Source organism: Nocardia sp. AB354, from assembly GCF_049538315.1.
Taxonomy (GTDB): Bacteria; Actinomycetota; Actinomycetes; order Mycobacteriales; family Mycobacteriaceae; genus Nocardia; species Nocardia nova.
Window position 1 is genome coordinate 188,236 of record NZ_JBMVFU010000011.1, and the last position, 24,523, is coordinate 212,758.

Sequence of the window (24,523 nt, forward strand, 5' to 3'; positions counted from 1 at the left end):
AGACCTGACCCCGCGACTCCATTGTCTCGTACCCGGCCGCCGCAGTCGGGGCAAACCCGAATGCGGCGGCCGCCGAGGCTTACCGCCCGAAACCGGCGCGGCGCAGCGCATCCGCCATCGAGCCCGACGGTTCGGGCGCACCGCGACGCTGCTGATTGCGGCCCTGCCCCTTGTTCTGGCCGCCGCCCCGGTTCTGCCCGCCGCGATCCTGGCCGCCGCGATCCTGGCCGCCGCGGCCCTGATTGCCCTGGCCGCCGCGCGGCTGACCACCCCGGTTCTGCCCGCCGCGCTGGCCCGCGCCGCCCTTCTCGGCTTTGCCCGCGCCGGGCTCGTCGTCCAGACGCAGGCTCAGGCCGATGCGCTGGCGGGCGACGTCGACCTCCAGCACCTTCACCTTCACCACGTCACCGGATTTCACGATCTCGCGGGGATCGCGGACGAACGAATGCGACATGGCCGAGACGTGGACGAGACCGTCCTGATGGACACCCACATCGACGAAGGCGCCGAAGGCGGCCACGTTCGTCACCACACCTTCGAGCACCATGCCGGGTTCGAGGTCGGCGACCTTTTCCACGCCGGCGGCGAATTCGGCGGTCTTGAATTCCGGGCGCGGGTCACGGCCGGGCTTCTCGAGTTCGGCGATGATGTCGGTGACGGTCGGCACACCGAATTTCTCGTCGGTGAATTCGCCCGGCCGCAGTGCCCGCAGGGCCGAGGTGTTGCCGATCAGGCCGGGCACGTCGCGTCCGGTCGCCTCCAGGATCCGGCGCACCACGGGATAGGCCTCGGGGTGCACGGCCGAGGAGTCCAGCGGGTCGTCGCCGCCGCGGATGCGCAGGAAGCCCGCGCACTGCTCGAATGCCTTGGGGCCCAGCCGCGGAACCTCAAGCAGCGCGGTGCGGCTGCGGAACGGGCCGTTCTGATCGCGATGCGCGACAATCGATTCCGCGACCGAGGAGGCGATGCCGGAGACACGGGACAGCAGCGGCACGGAGGCGGTGTTGACGTCGACACCGACCGCGTTCACCGCGTCCTCGACCACCGCGCCCAGCGACCGGGCCAGCAGGGTCTCGGAGACGTCGTGCTGGTACTGGCCGACGCCGATGGACTTCGGCTCGATCTTCACCAGTTCGGCCAGCGGATCCTGCAGCCGCCGCGCGATCGAAACCGCGCCGCGCAGCGAGACGTCCAGTTCCGGCAGTTCCTGCGAGGCGTACGCGGAGGCGGAATACACCGAGGCGCCCGCTTCCGAGACCACGATCTTGGTCGGCTTCCGCGCGCCGGGCGTCGCACCGATCCGCGAAATCAGTTCCACGGCAAGGGCATCGGTCTCCCGGGAAGCGGTGCCGTTGCCGATCGCGATGAGCTCCACGTCGAACCGCGCCACCAGCGCCCCGAGCACCGCCAGCGACTTCTCCGTCTGGCCCTGCGGTTTGTGCGGATAGATCGTCTCGGTGGCCACCACCTTGCCGGTGCCGTCCACCACGGCCACCTTCACGCCGGTGCGGTAGCCCGGGTCCAGGCCCATGGTGGTGCGGGTGCCGGCGGGTGCGGCGAGCAGCAGGTCACGCAGGTTGGCGGCGAAGATGTCGACGGCGTCCTTCTCGGCGGACTGCCGCAACCGCATCCGGATATCGATGCCGAGGCTGACCTGCAGTTTGGTCCGCCACGCCCAGCGCACGGTGTCGAGCAGCCAGGTGTCGGCCGGGCGCCCCTGGTCGGCGATGCCGAACTTGTGCGCGATCCGGCCCTCGTAGATGGTGCGCTGCCCCGGCTCCGGTTCCTCGGTATCGGATTCGAGCGACAGGCTCAGCACGTCTTCCTTCTCGCCGCGCAGCAGCGCCAGGATGCGGTGCGAGGGCAGTTTGGCGAACGGTTCGCTGAACTCGAAGTAGTCGGCGAATTTGGCCCCGGCCTCTTCCTTGCCGGTCCGGACCCGCGAGGTGACCTGGCCGCGCTCCCACATCAATTCGCGCAGTTCACCGACGAGGTCGGCGTCTTCGGCGAATCGCTCGACCAGAATCGCGCGGGCCCCGTCGAGCTGTTCGGCGGTGTAGCCGGACGGATCGGTGGTGGGGTCGCCGATGAGGGCGTCCGCGACCGGTTCGTGTCCGGCCTCGCGGGCGATCTGCGCCTTGGTGCGCCGCTTCGGCTTGTAGGGCAGGTAGATGTCCTCGAGGCGAGCCTTGGTCTCCGCGAGCATGATCTGCTGTTCCAGCGCGGCGTCCAACTTGCCCTGTCCGCGAATGGATTCCAGGATCGAGTTCCGGCGCTCGTCGAGTTCGCGCAGGTAGTGCAGCCGCTCCTCCAGTTGCCGCAGCTGCGCGTCGTCGAGCCCGCCGGTCACCTCCTTGCGGTAGCGGGCGATGAACGGCACGGTCGACCCGCCGTCGAGCAGCTCTACGGCGGCACGGACCTGTTCGTCACGGACCGAGAGCTCCTCGGCGATCCGCCTGCCGACACTGGCCAGGCGCACCTTTCCAGGGGCGGCGGCTTCCGTGCCGGTGGTTGCTTCGGTGCTGACGGGTTCGGAGGCTGTCGTCACGCTGGCTGACACTACCGTCGGCCTCCGACAGCGGACCAGGTGGAGCGCCCGGTGCGCACGCAGCCGCACCCGGTGCCGGCGCGCCGCGAACGGAAATGACCGAAAACCGGCTGGCCACAGCCTCGCCGACCTCGTGACTGCGAACGAACTGGGCAACCCCGGCGACCACACATCCGCACCCCGTATGGGCGCGTCGGCCACGTCCTGCACGCGATGCGGCGACACGGCTAATGCGACGCCTCGACCGGTGAAGTCCTGTCGCGCAGAGTTTTCGGCTACTCCGGCGGCAGCAGATCCGGGCGGCGCTCCCGGGTGCGCCGCAGTGACTGTTCACGGCGCCACGCGTCGATGCGCGCGTGATTGCCCGACAGCAGAATCTCGGGCACATCGAGTCCGCGCCAGCTCACCGGCCGGGTGTAGCTGGGGCCTTCGAGCAGCCCGTCGGAGAACGAATCCTGTTGGTGGGAGGCCTGATTGCCCAGGACGCCGGGGATCAGGCGCACCACCGCCTCGGCCATCACCAGCACGGCGGCTTCCCCGCCGATCAGGACGTAGTCGCCGATGCTGACCTCTTCCACCCGGACCCGGCGGGCGGCATCGTCGAAGACGCGCTGATCGATCCCCTCGTAGCGGCCGCAGGCGAAGACCAGATGCGATTCGGCGGACCAGCGCTGGGCGGTTTCCTGGGTGAACGGCACTCCGGCCGGGGTCGGCACGACGAGCAACGCCTCGTCCGGGCACACCTCGTCGAGCGCGTCACCCCAGACGACGGGTTTCATGACCATGCCCGGCCCGCCCCCGTAGGGAGCGTCGTCGACCGACTGGTGCACGTCGTGGGTCCAGCGCCGCAGATTGTGCACGCCGAGCTCGACGATGCCCTTCTCGATCGCCTTGCCCAGCAACGCCGTCCGCAGCGGCTCGAGATATTCGGGGAAGATGGTGACGACGTCGATGCGCAGAGCTGACGAGCGCTGCGCGGGATCGTCGGCTCCGGTGCCCATCGCTACTCCTCGTCCAGCAGGCCTTCGGGTGGGTCGATCACGATCAGGCCCTCGGCGACCGACACGGTCGGCACGATCGCGGTCACGAAGGGCACCAGGATTTCCCGGCCGGCACGCCCGCCGGCGCCCGCACCGGCCCGGATCGACAGCAGTTCGCCCGCGGCCGAATGCAGGACCTCGTTCACGGTGCCGATCTCGGTGCCGTCCGCGAGCCGAACGCTCAGACCTTCGAGTTCGTGGTCGTAGAACTCGTCGGGATCCTCCGACGGCGGCAGTTCCGCGGTATCGACGAGAAACAGAGTGCCGCGCAACGCATCCGCGGCGGTACGGTCGCCGACACCCTCGAGACGAACGAGAAGCCGGCCCGAATGCTCTCGGGCCGACTCCACCGTGAATATGTCCACCGCTTCGCTTCTCGGCGCCCGGCCACGCAGGCGGGCGCCGGGAGCGAAGCGGAGTTCGGGTTCGTCGGTACGTACCTCGACCACGAGTTCGCCGCGCACACCGTGCGATTTGGCGACCCGCCCGACTACCAGTTCCATCTACTGATCGGTATCGACCACGTCGACCCGGATACCGCGGCCACCGATGCCGGCGACCAGGGTGCGCAGCGCGGTCGCGGTACGACCGCCGCGGCCGATCACCTTGCCCAGATCATCGGGGTGGACGTGGACCTCGACGGTGCGTCCACGCCGGCTGGTGATCAGATCGACGCGCACGTCGTCCGGATTCGCGACGATGCCGCGCACCAGGTGCTCGACGGCATCGGCGACGACCGCACTCATTACTCGGCAGCCTCGGTCGCGGCCTCGGCCTCACCCTCGGCGGCCTTGGACTTCTTCTTCTTGGGGGTGACGGCCTCGGCGACCGGCTCGCTGTCGGCGGCGGCCAGGGCAGCGTTGAACAGGTCCAGCTTGCTCGGCTTGGCGGCCTTGACCTTCAGGGTGCCCTCGGCGCCCGGCAGGCCCTTGAACTTCTGCCAGTCGCCGGTGATCTCCAGCAGACGCTTGACCGGCTCGGTCGGCTGCGCGCCGACACCCAGCCAGTACTGCACGCGCTCGGAGTCGACCTCGATCAGCGAGGGCTCTTCCTTCGGGTGGTACTTGCCGACGTTCTCGATGGCGCGGCCGTCGCGGCGGGTGCGCGCATCGGCGACGACGATGCGGTACTGGGGGTTGCGGATCTTGCCCAGACGGGTCAGCTTGATCTTGACAGCCATGGCTGTATCAATGCCTTTCGATGGCGGCCGCCCGAGGGCAGCCTGAGTGGTCACGGCGCAATTCAGCAGCCCGCACGGGGTGCGGACCCGGTTTTGCGTTGAGTGTGTGACCGCCGCGCGGTACGTAACCGGAGACGGGCTGACACTGTCCCCGAATACGGAACCGCGAGCGAGTCGCGGTCGTCGACGAGGACGGTCGTTCATTGTGCCAGACGCGCCCGCGCCCGGAGAAATCGCCCCGCACCGAGCGGGCCGTTTCCCCGAGCACGCGCAGGTCGGTGACCAGCGCCGTTGCCGCGCAGTTCGTCGCCCCGACGGCCCTAGCGGTGTCCGGTGACCGGATCCCGGCCCGGGTACACCCGCCCGCGCAGGACGACGTAGGCCGGGGCGTCGAGCGCATCGCGACTCGACCGCGGATCGGTGCGGTAGACGACGAAATCGGCCGGTGCGCCGTCCTCGATACCCGGTCGGCCGAGCCACTCCCGGGCCCGCCACGAGGCCGCGGCCAGCGCCTCGTGCCGCGACAGCCCGGCACCGGCCAGCGCGTCGATCTCGTCGGCGATGCGGCCGTGCCGGATCGAACCGCCGGCGTCGGTGCCGGTGTAGATCGGCACCCCCGCCGCGTGGACGTCGGCGACGGTGTCGCGGACCCGGCGGTGCAGATCGCGCATATGGGCGGCGTAGACCGGGAATTTGGCCGCACTGTCGGCGATATCGGGGAAGGTGTCGATATTCACCAGCGTGGGCACCAGAGCGGTGCCGTGTTCGGCCATCATCTCGATGGTGTCGTCGGTGAGTCCGGTGCCGTGCTCGAGGCAGTCGATTCCGGCGTTGATCAACCCTGGTAGCGCGTCTTCACCGAAGACGTGCGCGGTGACGCGGGCTCCCTCCCGGTGCGCGGCGTCGATGGCCTCCTTCAGGATCGCGTCGCTCCACAACGGCCGCAGATCACCGGCGGACCGATCGATCCAGTCGCCGACGATCTTGACCCAGCCGTCGCCGAAGCGGGCCTGTTCGGCGACGATATCGGGCAGGTCGCGCTCGTCGTTCAGTTCGATGCCCAGTTCGCGGATATACCGCTTGGGACGGGCGATGTGGCGGCCGGCCCGGATGATCTCCGGCAGTTCGTGATGATCGTCGATGAAGCGGGTGTCGATGGGGGATCCGGCATCGCGCAGCAGCAGCGCACCCGCGTCGCGTTCCACCTCCGCCTGCGCGATCGCGCCCTCGCGATCCTCGTGCCCGCCGCCGTAGCGAATGCCGACGTGGCAGTGCGCGTCGACCAGCCCCGGCACGATCCACCCTGTGTCACACACGGTTTCGGCGTCACGCACCGGTTCGAAGGAGATCACCCCGTCGCGGACCCACAGATCGCGCACCTCGTCGCCGGGAAGGACCACCCCACGCAGATGCATCCGCATATCGCTCCTCACCACATCGCCGGAAGCCGATCGCCGCCCGATCCCAACCTACCGGGACTTCCGCGGCGAGGCCGGTCGGCGATAGTCGTCACCTCATTCGCCGACGGGGCGGGCCGCGCGCAGCAGGATGTCGGCGACGGCTCGCGCCTGTCGCGCCACCTCGGGGTCGTCGTGCATCGCGGCCGTGACCATCGCGCCGTTGGCGACGATCAGCAACTGGTCGGCCACGGATTCGGGCAGCGCACACTCGGTCACGAGATCAGCCAGATAGTCACGCACCGCACGCTTGTGCCGGGCGGCGATCCGGCCGACCTCGTCGGATGTGCCGCCCAGTTCCCCCACCGTATTGATGAACAGGCAGCCGCGGAAATCGGGCCCGCTGAACCACTCGTACAGGAAGTCGAACACCGCCAGCACCCGCTCCCGGGGAGTGCTCGCGTTGTCGTCGACGTACCGCGCGAGCGCGGTGCGCACGTCGTTATCGCGCCGCGTCAAGACCGCGTGCACGAGATCGGACTTCGAGGGAAAGTCGCGGTAGAGCCGTTTCAGCGGCACATCCGCGGCATCTCGGATCGCGTCCATACCGACGCCCTGAATTCCGCGTTCGTTGAACAGCCGGTCGGCCGCGCCGAGGACCCGCGCGGCATCCGCTTCACCCTGCACAACCGTCTCCCTTGCGTGAGAACCATCGTTCTCCTATGCTACCGGAGTCCGCCGAGAACGCTCGTTCTCCCGATGACGGATCTTCCGATCGAAAGGAATCACCATGTCCGCCTTCGCCACCCGACAGCACACGACCACGGTCCGTGGACTCGAGGTGTTCTATCGGGAAGCCGGAAATCCGGACCGTCCGACCCTCGTGCTGCTGCACGGCTTCCCGTCCAGCTCGCACATGTTCCGCCACCTCATGTCCGAGCTGTCCGACGAGTTCCACCTCGTGGCGCCGGACTTCATCGGGTTCGGCAACTCGGCCGCGCCGGGCGTCGACGAATTCGACTACAGCTTCGACCAGCTCGCCGACATCACCGAAGAGCTACTCGATCAGCTGGGCGTGCGGCGCTTCTCGCTCTACATCCAGGATTACGGCGCCCCGATCGGGCTGCGGATCGCAAGCCGCAATCCAGAGCGGGTGACGGCGCTGATCTCGCAGAGCGGCAACGCGTACCTCGAAGGCTTCACCCCGTTCTGGGATGTCCTGTTCGCCCATGCGAAGGACCGGGCAGCCAACGAAGCGGCGGTCCGAGAACTGTTGGAGCCCAAGTGGACTCAATGGCAGTACACCCACGGCGTACCCGCCGACCGGATGGACCGGCTGGCTCCGGAAGCCTGGCAACTCGACCAGGCCAAGCTGGATCGGCCCGGCAACGACGCGATTCAGCTGCAGTTGTTCTGGGATTACCAGTTCAATCTGGACGGGTATCCCGCCTATCAGCAGTACTTCCGCACCCACCAGCCTCCGACCCTCATCACCTGGGGCCGTAACGACGAGGTGTTCGGTGCCGCCGGGGCAGAGGCCTACCTGCGTGATCTCCCGAATGCCGAGCTGCATCTGCTCGACGCCGGACATTTCGCACTGGAGACACACGGCGACGAGATAGCGGCATACATCCGCGACTTCCTCCGGCGCGCACTATGACATCCGGCTCGCCGCGGCGTCACGCCGCGGCGAGTGGAGCGGGTCGATAGGGCTCAGTTCTTGGGGAACTTCAGCTTGGACAGGTCGAAACCCTCCAGCCCCGGCGGCAGTTCGTCCAGCCCCTTGGGCATATTGGACAGATCCGGCATCCCCGCGGCGGGCATCCCCGGCATTCCGCCCGGCATACCCGGCATACCCGGGAATCCTCCGCGCATGCCCTTCGGCGGAGTCGGGCCGCGTCCGCCCTTCTTGCCCTTCTTTCCCTTCTTGCCCTTGGCGTTTCGCCGCGACCCCGGCAGGCCCATCTGCCGGCCCATCGCGGCCATCATCTTGCGGGCTTCGAAGAACCGGTCGACCAGCTGGTTCACGTCGGAGACGGTGACGCCGGAACCGTTGGCGATGCGCAGGCGGCGAGAGGCGTTGATGATCTTGGGGTTGGCCCGCTCGGCGGGGGTCATACCGCGGATGATGGCCTGCACCCGGTCGAGCTGTTTGTCGTCGACCTGGGCCAGCACATCCTTCATCTGGCCGGCGCCCGGCAGCATGCCGAGCAGGTTGCCGATCGGGCCCATCTTGCGGATGGCCAGCATCTGGTCGAGGAAGTCCTCGAGGGTGAGCTCGCCGGAGCCGATCTTGCGGGCGGCCTCCTCGGCCTGCTGCTGGTCGTAGACCTGTTCGGCCTGTTCGATCAGGGTGAGCAGATCGCCCATGCCGAGAATGCGGCTCGACATGCGGTCGGGGTGGAAGACGTCGAAGTCCTCGAGCTTCTCACCGGTCGAGGCGAACAGGATCGGGACGCCGGTGACCTCGCGGACCGACAGCGCGGCGCCACCGCGGGCGTCACCGTCGAGCTTGGTGAGCACGACACCGGTGAAACCGACACCGTCGCGGAAGGCCTCCGCCGTGCTGACCGCGTCCTGGCCGATCATGGCGTCGAGGACGAACAACGTCTCGTCCGGATGCACCGCGTCGCGAATGCCGGCGGCCTGGCGCATCAACTCCTCGTCGATACCGAGGCGGCCCGCGGTGTCGACGATGACGATGTCGTAGTGCTTCTGCTTCGCTTCCTCGACACCGGCCTCGGCGACGCGGATCGGGTCGGCAGCGGTGACGCCCAGGGCGTTGTCGCCGCCACCGATCGAGGTGCCCGGATGCGGGGCGAACACCGGCACACCGGCTCGTTCGCCGACCACCTGCAGCTGGGTGACGGCACCCGGCCGCTGCAGGTCACAGGCCACCAGCAAAGGCGTATGCCCTTGGCCCTTCAGCCATTTCGCGAGCTTGCCCGCGAGTGTGGTCTTACCGGCACCCTGCAGACCGGCGAGCATGACGACCGTGGGCGGGTTCTTCGCGAACTGCAGGCGCCGGGTCTCGCCACCGAGGATGCCGATCAATTCCTCGTTGACGATCTTCACGACCTGCTGCGCGGGGTTCAGCGCGGCCGACACCTCGGCGCCCTTGGCGCGTTCCTTGACGCGGGCGATGAACTCCCGCACGACCGGCAGCGCCACGTCCGCCTCGAGCAGGGCGAGCCGGATCTCGCGCGCGGTCGCGTCGATATCGGCCGGTGACAGACGCCCCTTGCCACGCAGATCCTTCAGGGCACCGGTCAACCGGTCGGAAAGGGATTCGAACACCGATCGCGCTCCTGGTCTCGTCGAGGGACGTCACTCGGGTTACCAGGGTACGGGCAACTCCGCGATCGGTGGATTCGCCCTAGTCGAAGCCCCGCCGCCGGCCGGGCGGCGGGCTCGTCACCGGCCTGCGGTCAGGACAGCGCGCTGTGCCGCGGCCGCGGGGCCCGGCTGAAGTCGTGCTGTTCGTAGGCCACCAGATAGACGGCCTCGCGGCCGGTCAGACCCAGTGGCAGTGCCATGGCGTCCAGGGTCGCCCAGTCGGCGTCACCGGGTGCACCGTCGACGAGCGCGCCGGCCAGCTTCATGGCCGCCACCGCCTGCCCGCCGGTCAGCGTGCGGCCCGGAAGCCAGGACACCACCCAGTGGTCGCCGCCGACACAGCGAGCGATGTGGTGGGTCGAATCGCTGGTGATCATGGATGAGGACACAACTTCGTTTGCCATCGACCTGCTCCCCTCAACGCACCCAACTCGCCGGACAGGTACAGCAACAGCTCGAACAGCTTGCGATCACGATCAACTTCACGATCTACACCAGATCGTAGAGTGGCGGACATCACATCCAGCAGAGGTTGCCGCAACGATCTGGTTACCGCGTTACGGACCAAACGACCAGGTTGCCCCGATAACCGGGCGAAGGTTGGTAAACCTAACCGGCACCCGTGGCGGTGTCCGTTTCGCTCGGTTTCTTCGGCTCCTGATGCGGGACGACCCCCAGCAGTGCCGCCTCGATGGCACGGCGGCGCTGCGGGGTGTCGTCCTCGCCCAGACCGAGGCCGAACGAGTCGACCACCACCGAGCCCATCGTGTCGGCCTTCGCCCACCGCACATCCGCGCCCTGAGCGGCCAATGCCGCGGCCAACCGGCTGAGCAGGCCGATGCGGTCCTCGGCACGCAGTTCGAGCACCACCTCACCGGGCCGGTCGACCTCGATCCAGATCACCCTCGGCTCGGCCTGGGCGTACGGACTGGTTCGAGCCGCCGCGTCGCGCTCCTTGTCCGCGAGCACGGAGGCCAGCTTCAGATCGCCGTTGATCGCGCGGATCAGCTCCTGGCGCAACAGTCCGGCGTCGGGCGGATTGCCGAAGGTCGGTGTCACCACGAAGGTGTCGATCGCGGTGTCACCCGAGGCCGCCAGCGTCGCGGACAGCACCCGCAGGGAATGCAGGGCGAGCACCCCGGCCGCCTCCGAGAGCAGGCCGGGAGTATCGGGGGCGACGACCGTCACGTGGTGAATGTAGCGTCCGTCGCCGGGAGTCAGTTCCACGTGCACACCACCGGCCGCGGCCCTGTCCAGCACAGCCGCGTTGACCACCGTCGGCGTCGGCGAAACCCGTTGTGGTGCGGGCTCTCCCGCCATCGCGGCGTGGCCGCGGCGCACCAGTTCCGCGATCAGGGAGGCCTTCCACTCCCCCCACACGCCCGGGCCGGTCGCCAGCGAATCGGCCTCGGCGAGGGTGTGCAGCAGCTCCAGCAACTGCCGGTCACCGCCCAGCGCCTCCACCACGCCGGCGGCGGTCGCCGGATCGTCGAGATCGCGCCGGGTCGCGGTCTGCGGCAACAGCAGATGATGCCGCACGATCGTCGCCAGGCTGTGGACATCGTCGGGCCACAGGCCCAGCCGCTGACCGATCCGATCGGCCAGTTCGGCACCCACCACACTGTGATCCTCGGTGCGGCCCTTGCCGATATCGTGCAGCAACGCTCCGAGCAGCAGCAGGTCCGGCCGGGCGACCCGGGTGCTCAGCGCACCGGCGTAGGCGACGGTCTCGACCAGGTGGCGGTCGACGGTCCAGGTGTGCACGGCATCGCGGGGCGGCAGATCGCGCACTGCCCCCCATTCCGGAAACAGCCTGCCCCACAAGCCGGTTCGATCCAGGGCCTCGACCGCGTCGATGGTGCCTCGGCCGGCGCCGAGCAGCACCAGCAGATCGTTGAGCGCCTCCCGCGGCCACGGCTCGCGCAGTTCGGGGGCATCCTCGGAGAGGCGGTTGAGGGTGGTCGCCGACATCGGCAGGCCGGTGCGCGCCGAGGCGGCGGCGACCCGCAGGATCAGGCCGGGATCGCGCTGCGGCCGGGCGTCGCGGGCCAGCACCACCTCACCGGCATGTTCGACCACGCCCTCGTCGAGCGGGCGGCGCACGGGCAGGCGCCGCAATCGGGCCAGACCGCGGCGCGGCAGCGCGTTGGCCGCGGTGCGCAGGCCGACGTCGACCGAATAGACGACCGTGCGCGCCGCATCGCTGAGCGTGCGCGCCAGATCGAATCGATCGCCGATGCGCAGGGCGGCGCCGATTTCGTCCGCGTCCTGGGCGCGCAGCTGATCACGGGAACGCCCGGCCACCCGGTGCAGTTCGGTACGCACGTCGAGCAACCGGCGATGGGCGGCCTCGAGACCACCGCCGGGAACGTCGGGTCCCAGGCCGGGCATGGCGTCGGTCAGCTGGGCGATGGCCAGCGCGTCGAGCAGCTGGATATCGCGCAAACCGCCGCGCCCGTTCTTGAGGTCCGGTTCGGCCCGGTGCGCGATCTCACCGTTGCGCTTCCACCGCGCCTGCGTCTGTTCCACCAATTCGCCGAAGCGGGAACGGATTCCGGTCCGCCATTCGCGGCGCACGCCACCGATGAGCAGATTGCTCAACTCCGCGTCGCCGACGATGTGGCGGGCATCGAGCATGCCCAGCGCGGCGGTGAGATCGTCGGCGGCCACCCGCAGCGCCTGCGGCACGGTCCGCACGCTGTGGTCGAGCTTGATGTGGGCGTCCCACAGCGGATACCAGAGCCGGTCGGCCACCTCGGCGACCCGCGCCGGGTCCACGTCGTCGTGCAGCAGCATCAGATCCAGATCGGAATACGGCAGCATCTCGCGCCGTCCCAGTCCGCCGACCGCCACCACGGCCAGCCCGCTGTCGGCGGTGATGCCCAGCTCCGCGCCCTTCGTGGTCAACCACAGCTCGTGCAGGTCGACCAGCGCCTGCCGCAGCGCCTCGGCGCTCAGCCTGGGCCGCCGGGCATCACCACCGTCGAGCAGTTGATCTCGTGCGGCCACCAGATCCTTGGCGCCCTGGGACAATTCGTCTGCACTCATACCCGCAACCACCACCCGTTCATGCGGGCAGCCCCGTCCCCGGCCGGTGCCAGGGAGCGGGGCTGCCCGAATCGTTCATCTCCTATAGTGCGTCGGCACCGCGTTCACCGGTTCGGACCCGGATCACCGATTCGACGGGGGTCACCCAGACCTTGCCGTCACCGATCTTTCCGGTGCGCGCGGCCTCGACGATCACCTCGACGACCTTCTCGACCGAGGCGTCGTCCACGACGACCTCGACCCGGACCTTCGGCACGAAATCGACCGAGTACTCCGCGCCGCGGTAAACCTCGGTGTGCCCCTTCTGGCGGCCGTACCCCTGGACTTCGCTGACCGTCATTCCCAGCACACCGGCCTGCTCGAGCCCGGACTTGACGTCCTCGAGTGTGAACGGTTTGACGATTGCAGTGATCAGTTTCATTGCGTCATGCCTCCTTGACGGCGGTACGTGCCGTGCCACCCACAGCAGCGAAATCGTATGACGTCTCCGCGTGCTCCGACTCGTCCATACCCTTGAACTCGTCTTCCTCGGAAGCACGAATGCCGATCGTGTACTTGATGATCAGACCCAGAATCAGCGAGACGACGAAGGAGAACGCCAGCACGGTGAAGGCACCGACGGCCTGCTTGCCGAGCTGGTCGAAACCACCGCCGTAGAACAAGCCCTTCGCGCCGCCGGAGGCCGCGCCCGATTCCGGGGCGAGGAACAGACCGATCAGCAGCGTACCGACCACACCGCCGACCAGGTGCACACCGACCACGTCGAGCGAGTCGTCGAAGCCGAGCTTGAACTTCAGGCCGACCGCCAGCGCGCACAGCACACCGGCCACCGCGCCGATCACCAGCGCGCCCAACACGTTCACAGACGAGCAGGACGGGGTGATCGCGACCAGACCCGCGACGATGCCCGAGGCGGCGCCGAGGCTGGTGGGCTTGCCGTCGCGGAACTTCTCCACGACCAGCCAGCCGAGCATCGCGGCGCAGGTGGCGAAGGTGGTGGTCAGGAAGGTGGAACCGGCCAGGCCGTTGGAGCTCACCGAGGAACCGGCGTTGAAGCCGAACCAGCCGAACCACAGCAGACCGGCGCCGAGCATGACGAAGGGCAGGTTGTGCGGGCGCATCGGCGTCTTCGGCCAGCCCTTGCGCTTGCCGAGCACCAGGCACAGCGCCAGGCCCGCGGCACCGGCGTTGATGTGCACCGCTGTACCACCGGCGAAGTCGATGGCCTGCAGCTTGTTCGCGATCCAGCCGCCGTGGTGGACGATGTTGCCCGCGGCGTCCTTGACGTCGAAGTCGAAGACCCAGTGCGCGACCGGGAAGTAGACGATGGTCGACCACGCGATCGCGAAGACCACCCACGCGCGGAACTTCATGCGGTCGGCGACCGCACCCGAGATCAGGGCCACGGTGATGATGGCGAACATCAGCTGGAAGGCCACGAACACCGTCATCGGGATGGTGCCGGCCAGCGGAATGTTCACCTGATCCACCGCGGACGCACCGGTCGACGGGTCGGCCGGGCTGGCCTTGACGGCGTTGGTGCCGATCAGGCCCTTGAGCCCGAAGAACTGGGCAGGGTTGCCGATCAGGCCTAGTTTGTTGTCACCGAATGCCTCGGAAAAGCCGTAGAGCGACCACAGCACGCCGACTATGCCCATCGCGCTGATGCTCATCATGATCATGTTGAGCACGTTCTTCGACCGGACCATGCCGCCGTAGAAGAACGCCAGTCCCGGGGTCATCAACAAAACGAGCGCGGAGCTCGCCAGCATCCACGCGGTGTCGCCGGTGTCGGGCACACCGAGCAAGGGATACGCCACCTTGTTCCTCCTCATCTCGGGCCCGGCCGAACTGCGGCAAACGAGCCTGCACAGAAGGGTCGCGATCGGGTGTTTCATCCGTGCCGCCGCGATGTTTCGCATGCGTGAACGGATCAGCTTCCCGTGTTGCTACCAGGTTTCGGCGCGCACACAGCGCATGTCGGCGCACCGTGAGGACCGTGTCGAAATGAGGAGGAACTGCCGTTTTGCTTCTCGCCGCTACCCGAGGAGGGCGTCGACGAATGCGGACGGTTCGAAGGGGGCCAGATCGTCGGCGCCCTCGCCGAGGCCGACCAGTTTCACCGGCACACCGAGCTCGTGCTGCACCTGGAAGACGATGCCGCCCTTGGCGGTGCCGTCGAGTTTGGTGAGCACCACGCCGGTGATGTCGACGACCTCCGCGAAGACCCGGGCCTGGGTGAGCCCGTTCTGCCCGACGGTCGCGTCGAGCACGAGCAGGACCTCGTCGACGGCGGCCTTCTTCTCCACCACGCGCTTGACCTTGCCCAGCTCGTCCATCAGACCGGTCTTGGTGTGCAGCCGGCCCGCGGTGTCGACCAGGACCGCGTCGACTCCCTCCTCGATGCCGGCGCTGACCGCGTCGAAGGCCACCGATGCCGGATCCGCGCCCTCGCGGCCGCGCACGGTGTCGGCGCCGACGCGTTCGCCCCAGGTCTGGAGCTGGTCGGCGGCGGCGGCGCGGAAGGTGTCGGCGGCGCCGAGCAGCACGCGGCGGCCGTCGGCGACGAGCACGCGCGCCAATTTGCCGGTGGTGGTGGTCTTACCGGTGCCGTTCACGCCGACGACCAGCAGAATCGACGGGTGGTCGGCATGCGGCAGCGCCCGGATCGAACGATCCAGGTCCGGGCGCAGGGCCTCGATCAGCACATCCCGCAGCACCTGCCGGGCCTGTTCGGAGGTGCGCACGCTGCGCGCGGCCAACTCCTCGCGCAGTCGCTCGACCACGGTCGTCGTGACCGAGGTGCCGAGGTCGGCCATGACCAGGGTGTCCTCGATCTCTTCCCACGAGTCCTCGTCGAGGTCGCCACCGCCGAGCAGACCGAGCAGACTCTTGCCGACCGCGTTCTGCGACCGTGACAGCCGCCCACGCAGGCGGGTGAGGCGCCCGGCGGTGGGTTCGATCTCCTCGACCGCGGCGGGCTCGGGCACCGGGGCCGTGGGTGTCGGTGCGGTGGGCGTCGGCGCGGTCGGGGCGGGTGCGGTCGGGACGGGTGCGGTCGGGGCCGAATCCGCCGGAGCGGCCTCGGGCGGCTCGACGGGGGCGGGCGCGATCGTGGCGGCGCCGTCGGTCGAGGGCGGCGCGGCGGGAGCTTCGGCCGGGGCTTCCACCGGGGCCGCCTCGGCCGGCGCTTCGGGCGCGGCCACGCCGTCGCCGGGTGTTTCCGTCGTCTCCGGCTCGACGGTCGGCGCGGTCGCGCTCGCGCCGTCCGCCGGGCGGTCGGCGAGGGTCTCCGGTTCGGGCAACCGCACGTCGGTGATGGTCCGGCGCACCGAGTCGCGCGGGATGGCGGCGTCGTCGCCGACATGCGGCTGACCTTCGTCGTCGGTGCGTTCGATCGGGACCGGTTCGGGGCGCGGTGGCGTCAGTGTGCCCGAGCCCGCGCCGCTCTGACTGAAGTTGAAGCCACCGGCTGCGGTATAGCCACCCGACCGGTCGGTCAGCTGCTTGTCCGGTTCCTCCGCCGGGGTGATGCTCACTCGGCGGCGCTTGTACAGGACGAATCCGGCAACGAACGCCACCAGTAGTACGGCGACGATCGCGGCGATCAGAATCCAGGCTTGCGCAGTCACGGCTCCCATCCTGTCAGAACCCGCGAACGCCCCCGCGTGGCGGCAGGCAGGTGTTGCGCCCGCGGCGGTACGGGTGATTCGTCACTCTCCGCGCAACGATCCGCGAACCCCCGACACGCCGACGACGTCGGACGATAGGGCGTCCGGCCACGCATCACCGGCAACCGTCCGGATACCAACCGCCCAAGGCGCGGCGAATCCGACACAGAGACAATAGGATCGGCTCGTGACCGATCGAAATGTGCTTGGGGGACCGCTGGAGGAGTGTGGCACCGATCCTCTCACCGGCTTCTACCGGGACGGCTGCTGTAGCACCGGCCCCGAGGATCTGGGTAGCCACACCGTCTGCACCGTCGTGACCCAGGAGTTCCTGGAGCATCAGAAATCGATCGGCAACGATCTGCTCACCCCACGTCCGGAGAACAACTTCCCCGGACTGCAACCCGGCGACCGCTGGTGTGTGGTCGCGGTCCGGTGGCTGCACGCCCACGAGGACGGGGTGGCCGCGCCGGTCGTTCTGGCCGCGACCCACGAGAACGCGCTCGAGGTCGTGCCGATGGAAACCTTGCGCAAATACGCCGTCGACGTCCCCGACGACGTCAGCGATCTGCTGTGATCGCTCACCGGCCCGTCGATCGAGCCTGAGCATCGCGCTCCCGGCGACCGAGAGGTTCGGCGCACGGCGCGATGGTCAGGCGGCCGCGAACAGGCGGACCGCGGTATTGCGCAGCCCGATGGCCGGACGCGATCCCGGCACCATCAGCGCCGAAGCGAATCGAACCCCTCGATGCGTCGGTCTCATCATGACCCTGCAGGTCTACGCCCAGCCCGGCGAGTCCTATCCGGCAGCGGTGGACCGAGTGCTCGCCATAGTGTTCGACGGGCTGTCGTCCACTCGGCGCACGGCACACGACATTCCGGGCAGTGAGGCGTAAGGGCCGGTTCTCCTTCGGGGAATGGACGAATCCACAAGGCCGTGGATCACTCGGCAGCTGGAGAATTACTTCCCGCCACGCGCGCCGCCCGGCGCAGCCGGTGGGCCTTCTGCCGGCACGCGGACGAGCAGTACCGGGCGGGACGTCCGGTCTCCGCGTGCGCCACTTCCGCCCCGCAGATCGGACAACTGCGGCCGTCACGATTCGCGGTGTCCGCCACTGTTTCGTTACGCCCGAGTGAAGAGTTTTCCGGTTTCGTTACGGCCGGTTCGGTGCGCATCGCCGCCAGCAGCATGGCGGCGGGGCGGGACAGTTCGTCCCGCGTGTTCGAAACGCGTTGCATGGCAACACATCCGGTGAAGATGGCCAGCACGTCGGCGAGAGTCAGGTCGGCACGTACCCCACCCGAGCGCCGGGCCGCCTCCAGCAGCTGCCCGAGAGCCAGGTGAAATCGCTCCCCCGCATCCCGCAGCAGCGTCCGCGGCCAGCCGTCGTCGGCGTCGAGCAGATCGCACATCGCCTTGTTGCCCGGAGTGCGGGTGACGACCTCGGCGCAGAATCCCAGGAAGGCCGCCGCGGGATCCGGATCGTCGCGCAGTGCCAGCGCCCGGGCGGTGAGCCGATCGATCCGTTGCTGTAGCACCGCCTCGAGCAGGTCGGTCTTGGTCGGGAAATGGCGATGCACGGTCCCGGCCCCCACCCCCGCGCGGCGGGCGATCTCGGCCAGCGACACCGACGTTCCGGATTCGGCGAAGGCTCGTTGCGCGGCGGCGAGGACGCGAGCGCGGTTGCGGCGAGCGTCGATTCGGGTCCCCGGCACTCCTGGCGCCGGGGCGCGCAGGTCGTAACGAAACCCCACATCTGCGGATGGCGGAGACGACAACGCTGTTCCTATCGTGCGAATACGGGTCGACCGACCCGATTCTATCGAAAGGTTCCTCCGACATGACCGTCCACGACAACCTCGTTCTCGTCACCGGCGCGACCGGCAAACAGGGCGGCGCGACAGCCCGCGCGTTACTCGCCCGCAACGTCGGGGTCCGCATCCTGGTCCGCGATCCGGCCGCCGCCGGAGCGCGCGAACTCGCCGCACTGGGCGCGCAGGTGGCCGTCGGCGACTTCGACGCCCCGGCCACCCTCACCGCGGCGGTGGCCGGAACTCGCGGCGTCTTCCTCGTGCCACCGGCGGCCTTCGGGCCCGACGGCTGGGATGTCGACCTGGAGGCGACCCGCGGCGCCGCCGTGATCGATGCCGCCCGGCACGCCGGAACCGACCACATCGTGTTCACCGGCGTGGCCTCCTTCGACAACGAGACCTCCTGGGGCAGTTCCGGAAAGCGGCAGATCGAGCAGGCACTGGCCGACAGCGGCATGCGCTACACCGTGCTGCGCCCGGTCCGGTTCATGGAGAACTACCTGGCGCAGGGTATGCCGCTCGACGGCTTCGTAGACGGGGTGAACGTCCACCTGTTTCCAGCCGATCGACCGGCCCAGATGATCGCGGTCGACGATATCGCCGCGGTGGCCGCGCTGGCCTTCGCCGACCCCGAACGATTCTCCGGCCGGACACTCGAACTCGCCGGCGACGCCGTGGCCCCCACTGCCGCCGCGGAACTGATCTCCCGCGCGACCGGATATCCGGTGCGGTATCGCGAAATCACCGAGGCGGAAGCCGACGCACTGGGTGAACAGATCGGCAACACCTGGCGCCTGGCCCATCAGGGCCACGGCTGGCATGCCGATATCGAGCAGATCCGCTCGATCCACCCCGGCCTGCAGAGCCTGGAAACGTGGCTGGCCGGCACCGGCGCCGCGGTCCTGAAATCCCGGTTCGCGGCGGGCGACTAGGTCGTCGCGCCGACCAGATTTTCCCCGCGCATCCGCTGCGAGATGACCTGGGTGATGCCGTCGCCACGCATGCTCACCCCGTACAGCGCGTCGGCGATTTCCATAGTCGGCTTCTGGTGGGTGATGACGATCAGCTGCGACTTCTCCCGCAGCTGTTCGAACAGGCCGATGAGGCGGCGCAGGTTGGTGTCGTCCAGCGCCGCCTCGACCTCGTCCATCACGTAGAACGGCGACGGCCGGGCCCGGAAGATCGACACCAGAAACGCCACGGCGGCAAGGGATTTCTCGCCACCGGACAGCAGTGAGAGCCGCTTGACCTTCTTGCCCGGCGGCCGGGCCTCCACCTCGATGCCGGTGGTGAGCATATCGCTGGGGTCGGTCAGCAGCAGCCGTCCCTCGCCGCCGGGGAAGAGGCGGCCGAACACCTGCACGAATTCGCGTTCCACGTCCTCGTAGGCCTCGGTGAACACCTGCAGGATGCGGGCGTCGACCTCGGCCACCACATCGAGCAGGTCCTGGCGGGCCTTCTTGACGTCCTCGAGCTGGGTCGACAGGAAGTTGTAGCGCTCCTCCAGCGCCGCGAACTCCTCCAGCGCCAGCGGATTCACCTTGCCGAGGGTGGCGAGATCCTTCTCGGCGCGTTTGACGCGGCGCTCCTGGGTCGCGCGGTCGTAGGGCATTTCCTGCGGCGCGCTCACCTGGTCGCCGCGCTCGCGGGCCTGCTCGTACTCCTGCATCTCCAGTGCGGTCGGCGGCATCGGCACATGCGGACCGTATTCGGCGACGAGTTCGTCCAGCGCGATGCCGAACTGCTCGGCGATGGTGGTCTCCAATTGTTCGATGCGCAGCGCGGATTGGGCCCGCGCCACCTCGTCGCGATGCACGGCATCGGTCAGCTGCGTCAGTTGCGTGCTCAGCGCCCGCACCCGCTCCTTGATCTGATCCACCTGCCCGGCGCATTCGGTGCGCCGGCGAACCAGCTCGTCGCGCCGCGCGGCCGCCTCGCCCACCACGGTTTCCAGCTCCGCGGCGATCCGCTCGGCCGATTCGGCGACCACCGCCGCCACCTCGGCGGCACGGCGGCGGGCGGCCTGGGCTCGTTCGGCCCGGGCGCGGGTCTCACGTTCGGCGCGGGCCGCACGCCGCAGCGAATCCGCTTTGCCCCGTACCGATTCCGCGCGCTCCTCGGCGGTGCGCACCGACAGCCGGGCCTCCACCTCCATGGCACGGGCCTCGGCCAGCGCCGCGGCGGCCTGTTCACGCTCCTGCCCGGCGGTGTCGGTGCCCGCGTCGGCATCGGAATCCAGATCGGACTGTTCGGATTCGGCATGACGCAGCCGGCCCTCGAGTTCGGCCAGGGCCGTCAGATTCTGGTCGCGCGCGGTTTCGGCCTCGGCGCGCTGGGTCAGCAGCCGCTCGTATTCGGACTGGGCGCTGCGCGCCGTCGCGCCGAGGCGACCCAGCCGGTCGTAGATCGCGACCAACGCCTGATCGGATTCGTGCAAGGCCAGCAAAGCCTGGTCGACGGCCTGTTTGCGATCGCTCTGCTCGGCCAGCGCACCCGACAGCGCGGCCTCGACCTCCTCGGCCTGCCGCTGCCACGACACCAGTTCGGCCGCGGCGGCATCGATCTCGGCCTGCACCTCGATCTGGCTCGGCGCGCGGTCCGAGCCGCCGAGCACCCAGCCCGAACCGCTCAGATCCCCGTCGCGGGTCACCACCCGCAATTCCGGCCGGGCGGAGAGGACTTCGACCGCCTGCGCCAGATCGTCGACGACCACGGTGCCGGCGGTGAGGGCCCCGACCGCACCCCGCAGCCGGTCGGGACAATCGACCACCTCGACGAGCGGGCGCACTCCCGCGGGCAGATCACCGATCTCGCCACCGGGTTGCGCCGCACCGCCGTAGACGACGGCCGCGCGGCCACCGTCGGCCTCCTTCAGCGCCCGCACCGCCGCCTGCGCGGTGGGGTGCGCGTCGGCGGCGATAGCGTCGGCCAGCGGCCCGAGCGCGGCGGCCACGGCGGCCTCGAATCCGCTGTGCACCCGCACCATCGCCGACAGCCGGCCCTGCAAACCGTCGGCGCGGTTGTCCAGCAGCCAGGCGCCGCCGTCCTTGCGGGCCAGGCCCATGGTCAGCGCCTCGATGCGGGCGGTCAGCGAGGCGACCTTCTTCCCGGCCTCGCGGTCGCGTTCGCGCAGTTCGGTAACCCGCGCATCGGCCAGTTCCAGCGCCTGGGCGGCGTGTTCGTAGGCGGCGTCGAGCCCTTCCTCACCGGCGTCGAGTTCGCTCAATTCGGTTTGCACGGCCTCGAATTCGGCCTCGGCGGCATCCCCGCGCTGCCGGGCGGCGGCCAGCGACTCCGACAGCCGGGCGATATCGCCGTCGGCCGATTGGGCGCGGTGGCGCAGCGTATCCACCTGACCGGCAAGGCGGGCCAGGCCCTCACGCCGATCGGCGATGGCGCGCACCGCGGCCAGGTGGGCCTGTTCGGCGGCCTTGGCGGCCTGCTCACGATCGAGCAACTGATCGCGAGCGGCCTCCAGGGTCGCCGTGGCCACCTCGACCGCCTCGAGCAGTTCGGCCTCCTCGGCCTGCACCCGATCCGCCTCGGCCTCGAGCTGTTCCGGATCGCGGCCGGTCCCGGTGGGCTGTTCGATGGTGAGGTTGCGAGCCCGGTCCCGGGCGATCCGGATGGTCGCGTTGACCCGCTCCACCAGCGCCGAGAGCTGGAACCAGGTCTGCGCGGCCGCCTCGGCGCCAGGAGTGAGCCGCGAGAGCTGGAATTCCTGCTGCGCCAGCGCGGCATTGGCGGCATCCAGTTCCGCCTGCACGTTGATCTGCTGTTCGCGGGCGAATGCTTCCTTGCTCTGCTGACTTTCCAGTTCACGCCGGCGCGCCACCAGATCGTCGGCGGCCAGTCGTAGCCGGGCATCGCGCAATTCGGCCTGGACGGTGGCCGCGCGCCGGGCCACCTCGGCCTGGCGGCCCAGCGGTTTGAGCTGACGGCGCAGTTCGGTGGTGAGGTCGGTCAGACGAGCCAGATTGGCCTGCATCGCATCGAGTTTGCGCACCGCCTTCTCTTTGCGCTTGCGGTGCTTGAGCACGCCCGCGGCCTCTTCGATGAAGGCGCGGCGGTCCTCGGGGCGCGATTCCAGAATCGCCGACAGCTGGCCCTGGCCGACGATGACGTGCATTTCCCGGCCGATGCCGGAGTCCGAGAGCAGTTCCTGGACATCCATCAGCCGGCAGGAGTTGCCGTTGATCTCGTATTCACCGGCGCCGTCGCGGAACATCCGGCGGGTGATCGAGACCTCGGAGTAGTCGATGGGCAGTGCGCCGTCGGAATTGTCGATGGTCAGCGTGACTTCGGCGCGGCCCAGCGGCGCCCGTCCGGCGGTCCCGGCGAAGATGACGTCCTGCATCTTGCCGCCCCGCAGCGCCTTGGCGCCCTGCTCCCCCATCACCCAGGTCAGCGCGTCGACGACGTTCGATTTACCGGACCCGTTCGGCCCCACCACACAGGTGATGCCGGGCTCGAGCCGCAGCGTCGTCGCGGACGCGAAGGATTTGAATCCCTTCAGCGTCAGACTCTTCAGGTGCACAGTCGGTCAGGCTACCCGGTCGGGCCTCGTTGCCGGACGGATGCCGGGCGAACGTGTTCGCCCGGCATCCGTCGAATCGGGGCCGGATCAGGCAGCGGTGACGGTCAGCGTGTAGTCGCTGGGCGAGCCGTCGGCGGAGGTGACGGTGATCTGGTAGTCGAGGCCGTCGGCGACGATCTCGGCGTGCGGAACCTCGGTGGCGGCCATCGGGCCGACCAGCGGGCCGACGGTCACCCGGGCGTTGCCGTTGTTCGAGGTGACGTCGAAGATCAGCTTCTGCCCCTGCGCGGACGCGATGGAGTAGTTGTCCAACTTGCCCTCGGCCACGGTGCCGCTGCCGCCGGTGCTGTTCTGGCCGGGGGCGATCGCCAGGCGGGTGACGGCGCCGGGCAGCGCGGGCACGCCCGGCAGCGGCTGAGCGGAGGCGACGCCACCGGCGACCGCGAAGGTGGCCGCGGCGATCAGCGTGACGAGCACGGCCGGAACGGCGCGCACGAACAGACGAAGTACTCGAGATGCGTACATGAACCCACATCTTTCCTCACACCATGCGCAAGATCGCAAGTCCCGGCACGGGTTTCGCGTTCCGACACGCCGTCGCCCACCAGCCCGCCACAGCCCCGGCACACCGCCCGCAACGCAATAAGTTAACGACCATTTGCGCTCGACCCGAAGTAAATGAGAAGGTAGAGGCCCGTTTATCGCACAAGGAGTTCTTCGTGAATCTGGACTGGTCGCCCACCGATCTGGCGTTTCGCGACGAGGTGCGGCGCTTCCTGGACGAGAATTTGACCCCGGAACTACGTCGCGCCGGTCAGCTCGCCACCAGCGTGTACCCGGATCACGAGGCCAGCATGCAGTGGCAGCACATCCTGCACGCCCGTGGCTGGGCCGCGCCGGCCTGGCCGGTCGCCCACGGCGGCTGTGACTGGAGCATGACGCAGCACTACATCTTCGATCGTGAATCCACCCTCGCGGGCGCACCCGCGCTCTCGCCCATGGGCATCCGGATGGTCGCGCACGCGATCATCGCCTTCGGCACCCCCGAACAGAAGGACTACTTCCTGCCGCGCATCCTCACCGGCGAAGTCTTCTTCTGCCAGGGCTATTCCGAGCCGGAGGCCGGTTCCGATCTGGCCTCGCTGACCATGGCCGCGGTGTCCGACGGCGACGATCTGGTGTGCACCGGTTCCAAGATCTGGACGACGCACGCCACCGAGGCGAACTGGATCTTCGCCCTGGTCCGCACTTCGAAACTGGAACGCAAACAGCAGGGCATCACTTTCGTGCTGATCCCGATGGACACCCCCGGCATCGAGATCCGGCCGCTGGTCATGACCTCGGGCGAACAGGTCCAGAACCAGGTGTTCTTCGATCAGGTGCGGGTGTCGAAGACCAACGTCATCGGCCGCATCGACGAGGGCTGGACGGTCGCCAAACACCTGCTGAACTTCGAGCGCGGCGGTTCGGCCTACGGCCCGGCGCTGCAGGTGCTGGCCGAATCGCTGGCCGAGCACGCCGCCGGACAGCCCGGCTTCGCCGGCGGCAGTCTGCTCGACGAACCGGCCTTCGCGGCGAAACTGGCCGACGCGCGCATCCGCGCCGACGTGCTGGAGATCCTGGAATACCGCACGATGTCGGCGATTTCGCGGGGTAAGGATCCGGGCCCGGCCGCCTCCACGATCAAGATCCTGGGCACCGAACTGAGCCAGCGGCTCACCGAATTGGCCCTCGAGGCCGCCGGTCCGCGCGGGCGCGCCTATCAGCCGCACGCGGCCATGCCGGGCGGTCCGGTCGCCGACTTCGTCGCTCCCGCCGACGGATATCTCAGCGGCGAACCGTGGCAGGCCGTCGCGCCGCTGCGGTACTTCAACGACCGCGCGGGCTCGATCTACGCGGGCAGCAACGAGATTCAGCGCAACATCATCGCCAAGGCAACCCTGGGACTGTGAGA

Annotated in this window: 21 protein-coding genes; 5 read left to right on the forward strand and 16 right to left on the reverse strand. The window is 69.0% G+C overall.

Annotated features, from left to right (window positions below):
* Positions 1 to 79 precede the first annotated feature (79 nt).
* The 7 genes from ACPCUW_RS18340 to ACPCUW_RS18370 all read right to left on the reverse strand — a co-directional run bounded on the left by ACPCUW_RS18340 (position 80) and on the right by ACPCUW_RS18370 (position 6,852).
* Positions 80 to 2,548: a Tex family protein gene (locus ACPCUW_RS18340; protein WP_181065123.1), complete on the reverse strand. Its 2,469-nt coding sequence runs from the start codon at positions 2,546 to 2,548 to the stop codon at positions 80 to 82.
* A 275-nt stretch (positions 2,549 to 2,823) separates the two neighbouring features.
* The gene (gene trmD / locus ACPCUW_RS18345; RefSeq protein WP_030513068.1) at positions 2,824 to 3,507 is read right to left on the reverse strand and encodes a tRNA (guanosine(37)-N1)-methyltransferase TrmD; all 684 of its coding nucleotides are present in this window, start codon (positions 3,505 to 3,507) and stop codon (positions 2,824 to 2,826) included.
* A gap of 44 nt (positions 3,508 to 3,551) precedes the next feature.
* On the reverse strand, positions 3,552 to 4,091 hold the full coding sequence (gene rimM / locus ACPCUW_RS18350) for a ribosome maturation factor RimM (protein WP_063018387.1): 540 nt from the start codon (positions 4,089 to 4,091) through the stop codon (positions 3,552 to 3,554).
* Positions 4,092 to 4,334 (reverse strand): RNA-binding protein, encoded by a 243-nt coding sequence (locus ACPCUW_RS18355; protein WP_036503663.1) that lies wholly within the window; start codon positions 4,332 to 4,334, stop codon positions 4,092 to 4,094.
* On the reverse strand, positions 4,334 to 4,768 hold the full coding sequence (gene rpsP / locus ACPCUW_RS18360) for a 30S ribosomal protein S16 (RefSeq protein ID WP_030513065.1): 435 nt from the start codon (positions 4,766 to 4,768) through the stop codon (positions 4,334 to 4,336). Before rpsP ends, ACPCUW_RS18355 begins: the two co-directional genes overlap by 1 nt.
* Before the next feature lie 320 nt (positions 4,769 to 5,088).
* Positions 5,089 to 6,189: an amidohydrolase family protein gene (locus tag ACPCUW_RS18365; RefSeq protein ID WP_423426089.1), complete on the reverse strand. Its 1,101-nt coding sequence runs from the start codon at positions 6,187 to 6,189 to the stop codon at positions 5,089 to 5,091.
* Positions 6,190 to 6,282: 93 nt separating this feature from the next.
* On the reverse strand, positions 6,283 to 6,852 hold the full coding sequence (locus ACPCUW_RS18370) for a TetR/AcrR family transcriptional regulator (RefSeq protein ID WP_423426090.1): 570 nt from the start codon (positions 6,850 to 6,852) through the stop codon (positions 6,283 to 6,285).
* A gap of 103 nt (positions 6,853 to 6,955) precedes the next feature.
* On the opposite strand from ACPCUW_RS18370, the gene ACPCUW_RS18375 reads away from it, so the two are divergent.
* On the forward strand, positions 6,956 to 7,825 hold the full coding sequence (locus tag ACPCUW_RS18375) for an alpha/beta fold hydrolase (protein ID WP_064908123.1): 870 nt from the start codon (positions 6,956 to 6,958) through the stop codon (positions 7,823 to 7,825).
* A 53-nt stretch (positions 7,826 to 7,878) separates the two neighbouring features.
* Here the strand turns inward: ACPCUW_RS18375 and ffh are convergent, their stop codons facing one another.
* The 6 genes from ffh to ftsY all read right to left on the reverse strand — a co-directional run bounded on the left by ffh (position 7,879) and on the right by ftsY (position 16,181).
* Positions 7,879 to 9,462, reverse strand: a complete 1,584-nt coding sequence (ffh, locus tag ACPCUW_RS18380; protein ID WP_030513061.1) for a signal recognition particle protein — start codon at positions 9,460 to 9,462, stop codon at positions 7,879 to 7,881.
* Between the two features lie 131 nt (positions 9,463 to 9,593).
* Positions 9,594 to 9,905, reverse strand: coding sequence for a hypothetical protein (locus ACPCUW_RS18385; RefSeq protein WP_063018393.1), 312 nt, complete (start codon positions 9,903 to 9,905; stop codon positions 9,594 to 9,596).
* Between the two features lie 205 nt (positions 9,906 to 10,110).
* Positions 10,111 to 12,549: a [protein-PII] uridylyltransferase gene (locus ACPCUW_RS18390; RefSeq protein ID WP_423426092.1), complete on the reverse strand. Its 2,439-nt coding sequence runs from the start codon at positions 12,547 to 12,549 to the stop codon at positions 10,111 to 10,113.
* A gap of 82 nt (positions 12,550 to 12,631) precedes the next feature.
* Positions 12,632 to 12,970: a P-II family nitrogen regulator gene (locus tag ACPCUW_RS18395; RefSeq protein WP_030513058.1), complete on the reverse strand. Its 339-nt coding sequence runs from the start codon at positions 12,968 to 12,970 to the stop codon at positions 12,632 to 12,634.
* A 4-nt stretch (positions 12,971 to 12,974) separates the two neighbouring features.
* Positions 12,975 to 14,384, reverse strand: coding sequence for an ammonium transporter (locus tag ACPCUW_RS18400; RefSeq protein ID WP_030513057.1), 1,410 nt, complete (start codon positions 14,382 to 14,384; stop codon positions 12,975 to 12,977).
* A 204-nt stretch (positions 14,385 to 14,588) separates the two neighbouring features.
* A complete protein-coding gene (gene ftsY / locus ACPCUW_RS18405; protein WP_423426094.1) occupies positions 14,589 to 16,181 on the reverse strand; it encodes a signal recognition particle-docking protein FtsY in 1,593 nt (530 codons plus the stop codon).
* A gap of 226 nt (positions 16,182 to 16,407) precedes the next feature.
* On the opposite strand from ftsY, the gene ACPCUW_RS18410 reads away from it, so the two are divergent.
* Together ACPCUW_RS18410 and ACPCUW_RS18415 are read left to right on the forward strand one after the other, a co-directional pair.
* A complete protein-coding gene (locus tag ACPCUW_RS18410; protein WP_030513055.1) occupies positions 16,408 to 16,797 on the forward strand; it encodes a DUF2237 family protein in 390 nt (129 codons plus the stop codon).
* 118 nt (positions 16,798 to 16,915) lie between these two features.
* The gene (locus tag ACPCUW_RS18415) at positions 16,916 to 17,116 is read left to right on the forward strand and encodes a hypothetical protein (protein WP_423426096.1); all 201 of its coding nucleotides are present in this window, start codon (positions 16,916 to 16,918) and stop codon (positions 17,114 to 17,116) included.
* Between the two features lie 46 nt (positions 17,117 to 17,162).
* Here the strand turns inward: ACPCUW_RS18415 and ACPCUW_RS18420 are convergent, their stop codons facing one another.
* Entirely contained in the window at positions 17,163 to 17,975 is an 813-nt protein-coding gene (locus ACPCUW_RS18420) for a TetR/AcrR family transcriptional regulator (RefSeq protein WP_423426098.1), read from the reverse strand.
* A gap of 86 nt (positions 17,976 to 18,061) precedes the next feature.
* On the opposite strand from ACPCUW_RS18420, the gene ACPCUW_RS18425 reads away from it, so the two are divergent.
* The gene (locus tag ACPCUW_RS18425; RefSeq protein WP_423426100.1) at positions 18,062 to 18,964 is read left to right on the forward strand and encodes an NmrA family NAD(P)-binding protein; all 903 of its coding nucleotides are present in this window, start codon (positions 18,062 to 18,064) and stop codon (positions 18,962 to 18,964) included.
* On the opposite strand, the gene smc is transcribed toward ACPCUW_RS18425, so the two are convergent.
* Together smc and ACPCUW_RS18435 are read right to left on the reverse strand one after the other, a co-directional pair.
* Positions 18,961 to 22,569 (reverse strand): chromosome segregation protein SMC, encoded by a 3,609-nt coding sequence (gene smc / locus ACPCUW_RS18430; RefSeq protein ID WP_423426102.1) that lies wholly within the window; start codon positions 22,567 to 22,569, stop codon positions 18,961 to 18,963. The genes ACPCUW_RS18425 and smc overlap by 4 nt on opposite strands.
* 87 nt (positions 22,570 to 22,656) lie before the next feature.
* The gene (locus tag ACPCUW_RS18435) at positions 22,657 to 23,094 is read right to left on the reverse strand and encodes a hypothetical protein (RefSeq protein ID WP_423426104.1); all 438 of its coding nucleotides are present in this window, start codon (positions 23,092 to 23,094) and stop codon (positions 22,657 to 22,659) included.
* 194 nt (positions 23,095 to 23,288) lie between these two features.
* Here ACPCUW_RS18435 and ACPCUW_RS18440 point away from each other — a divergent pair, with 194 nt between their 5' ends.
* Positions 23,289 to 24,521: an acyl-CoA dehydrogenase family protein gene (locus ACPCUW_RS18440; RefSeq protein WP_030513048.1), complete on the forward strand. Its 1,233-nt coding sequence runs from the start codon at positions 23,289 to 23,291 to the stop codon at positions 24,519 to 24,521.
* The last annotated feature ends 2 nt before the right edge of the window (positions 24,522 to 24,523 follow it).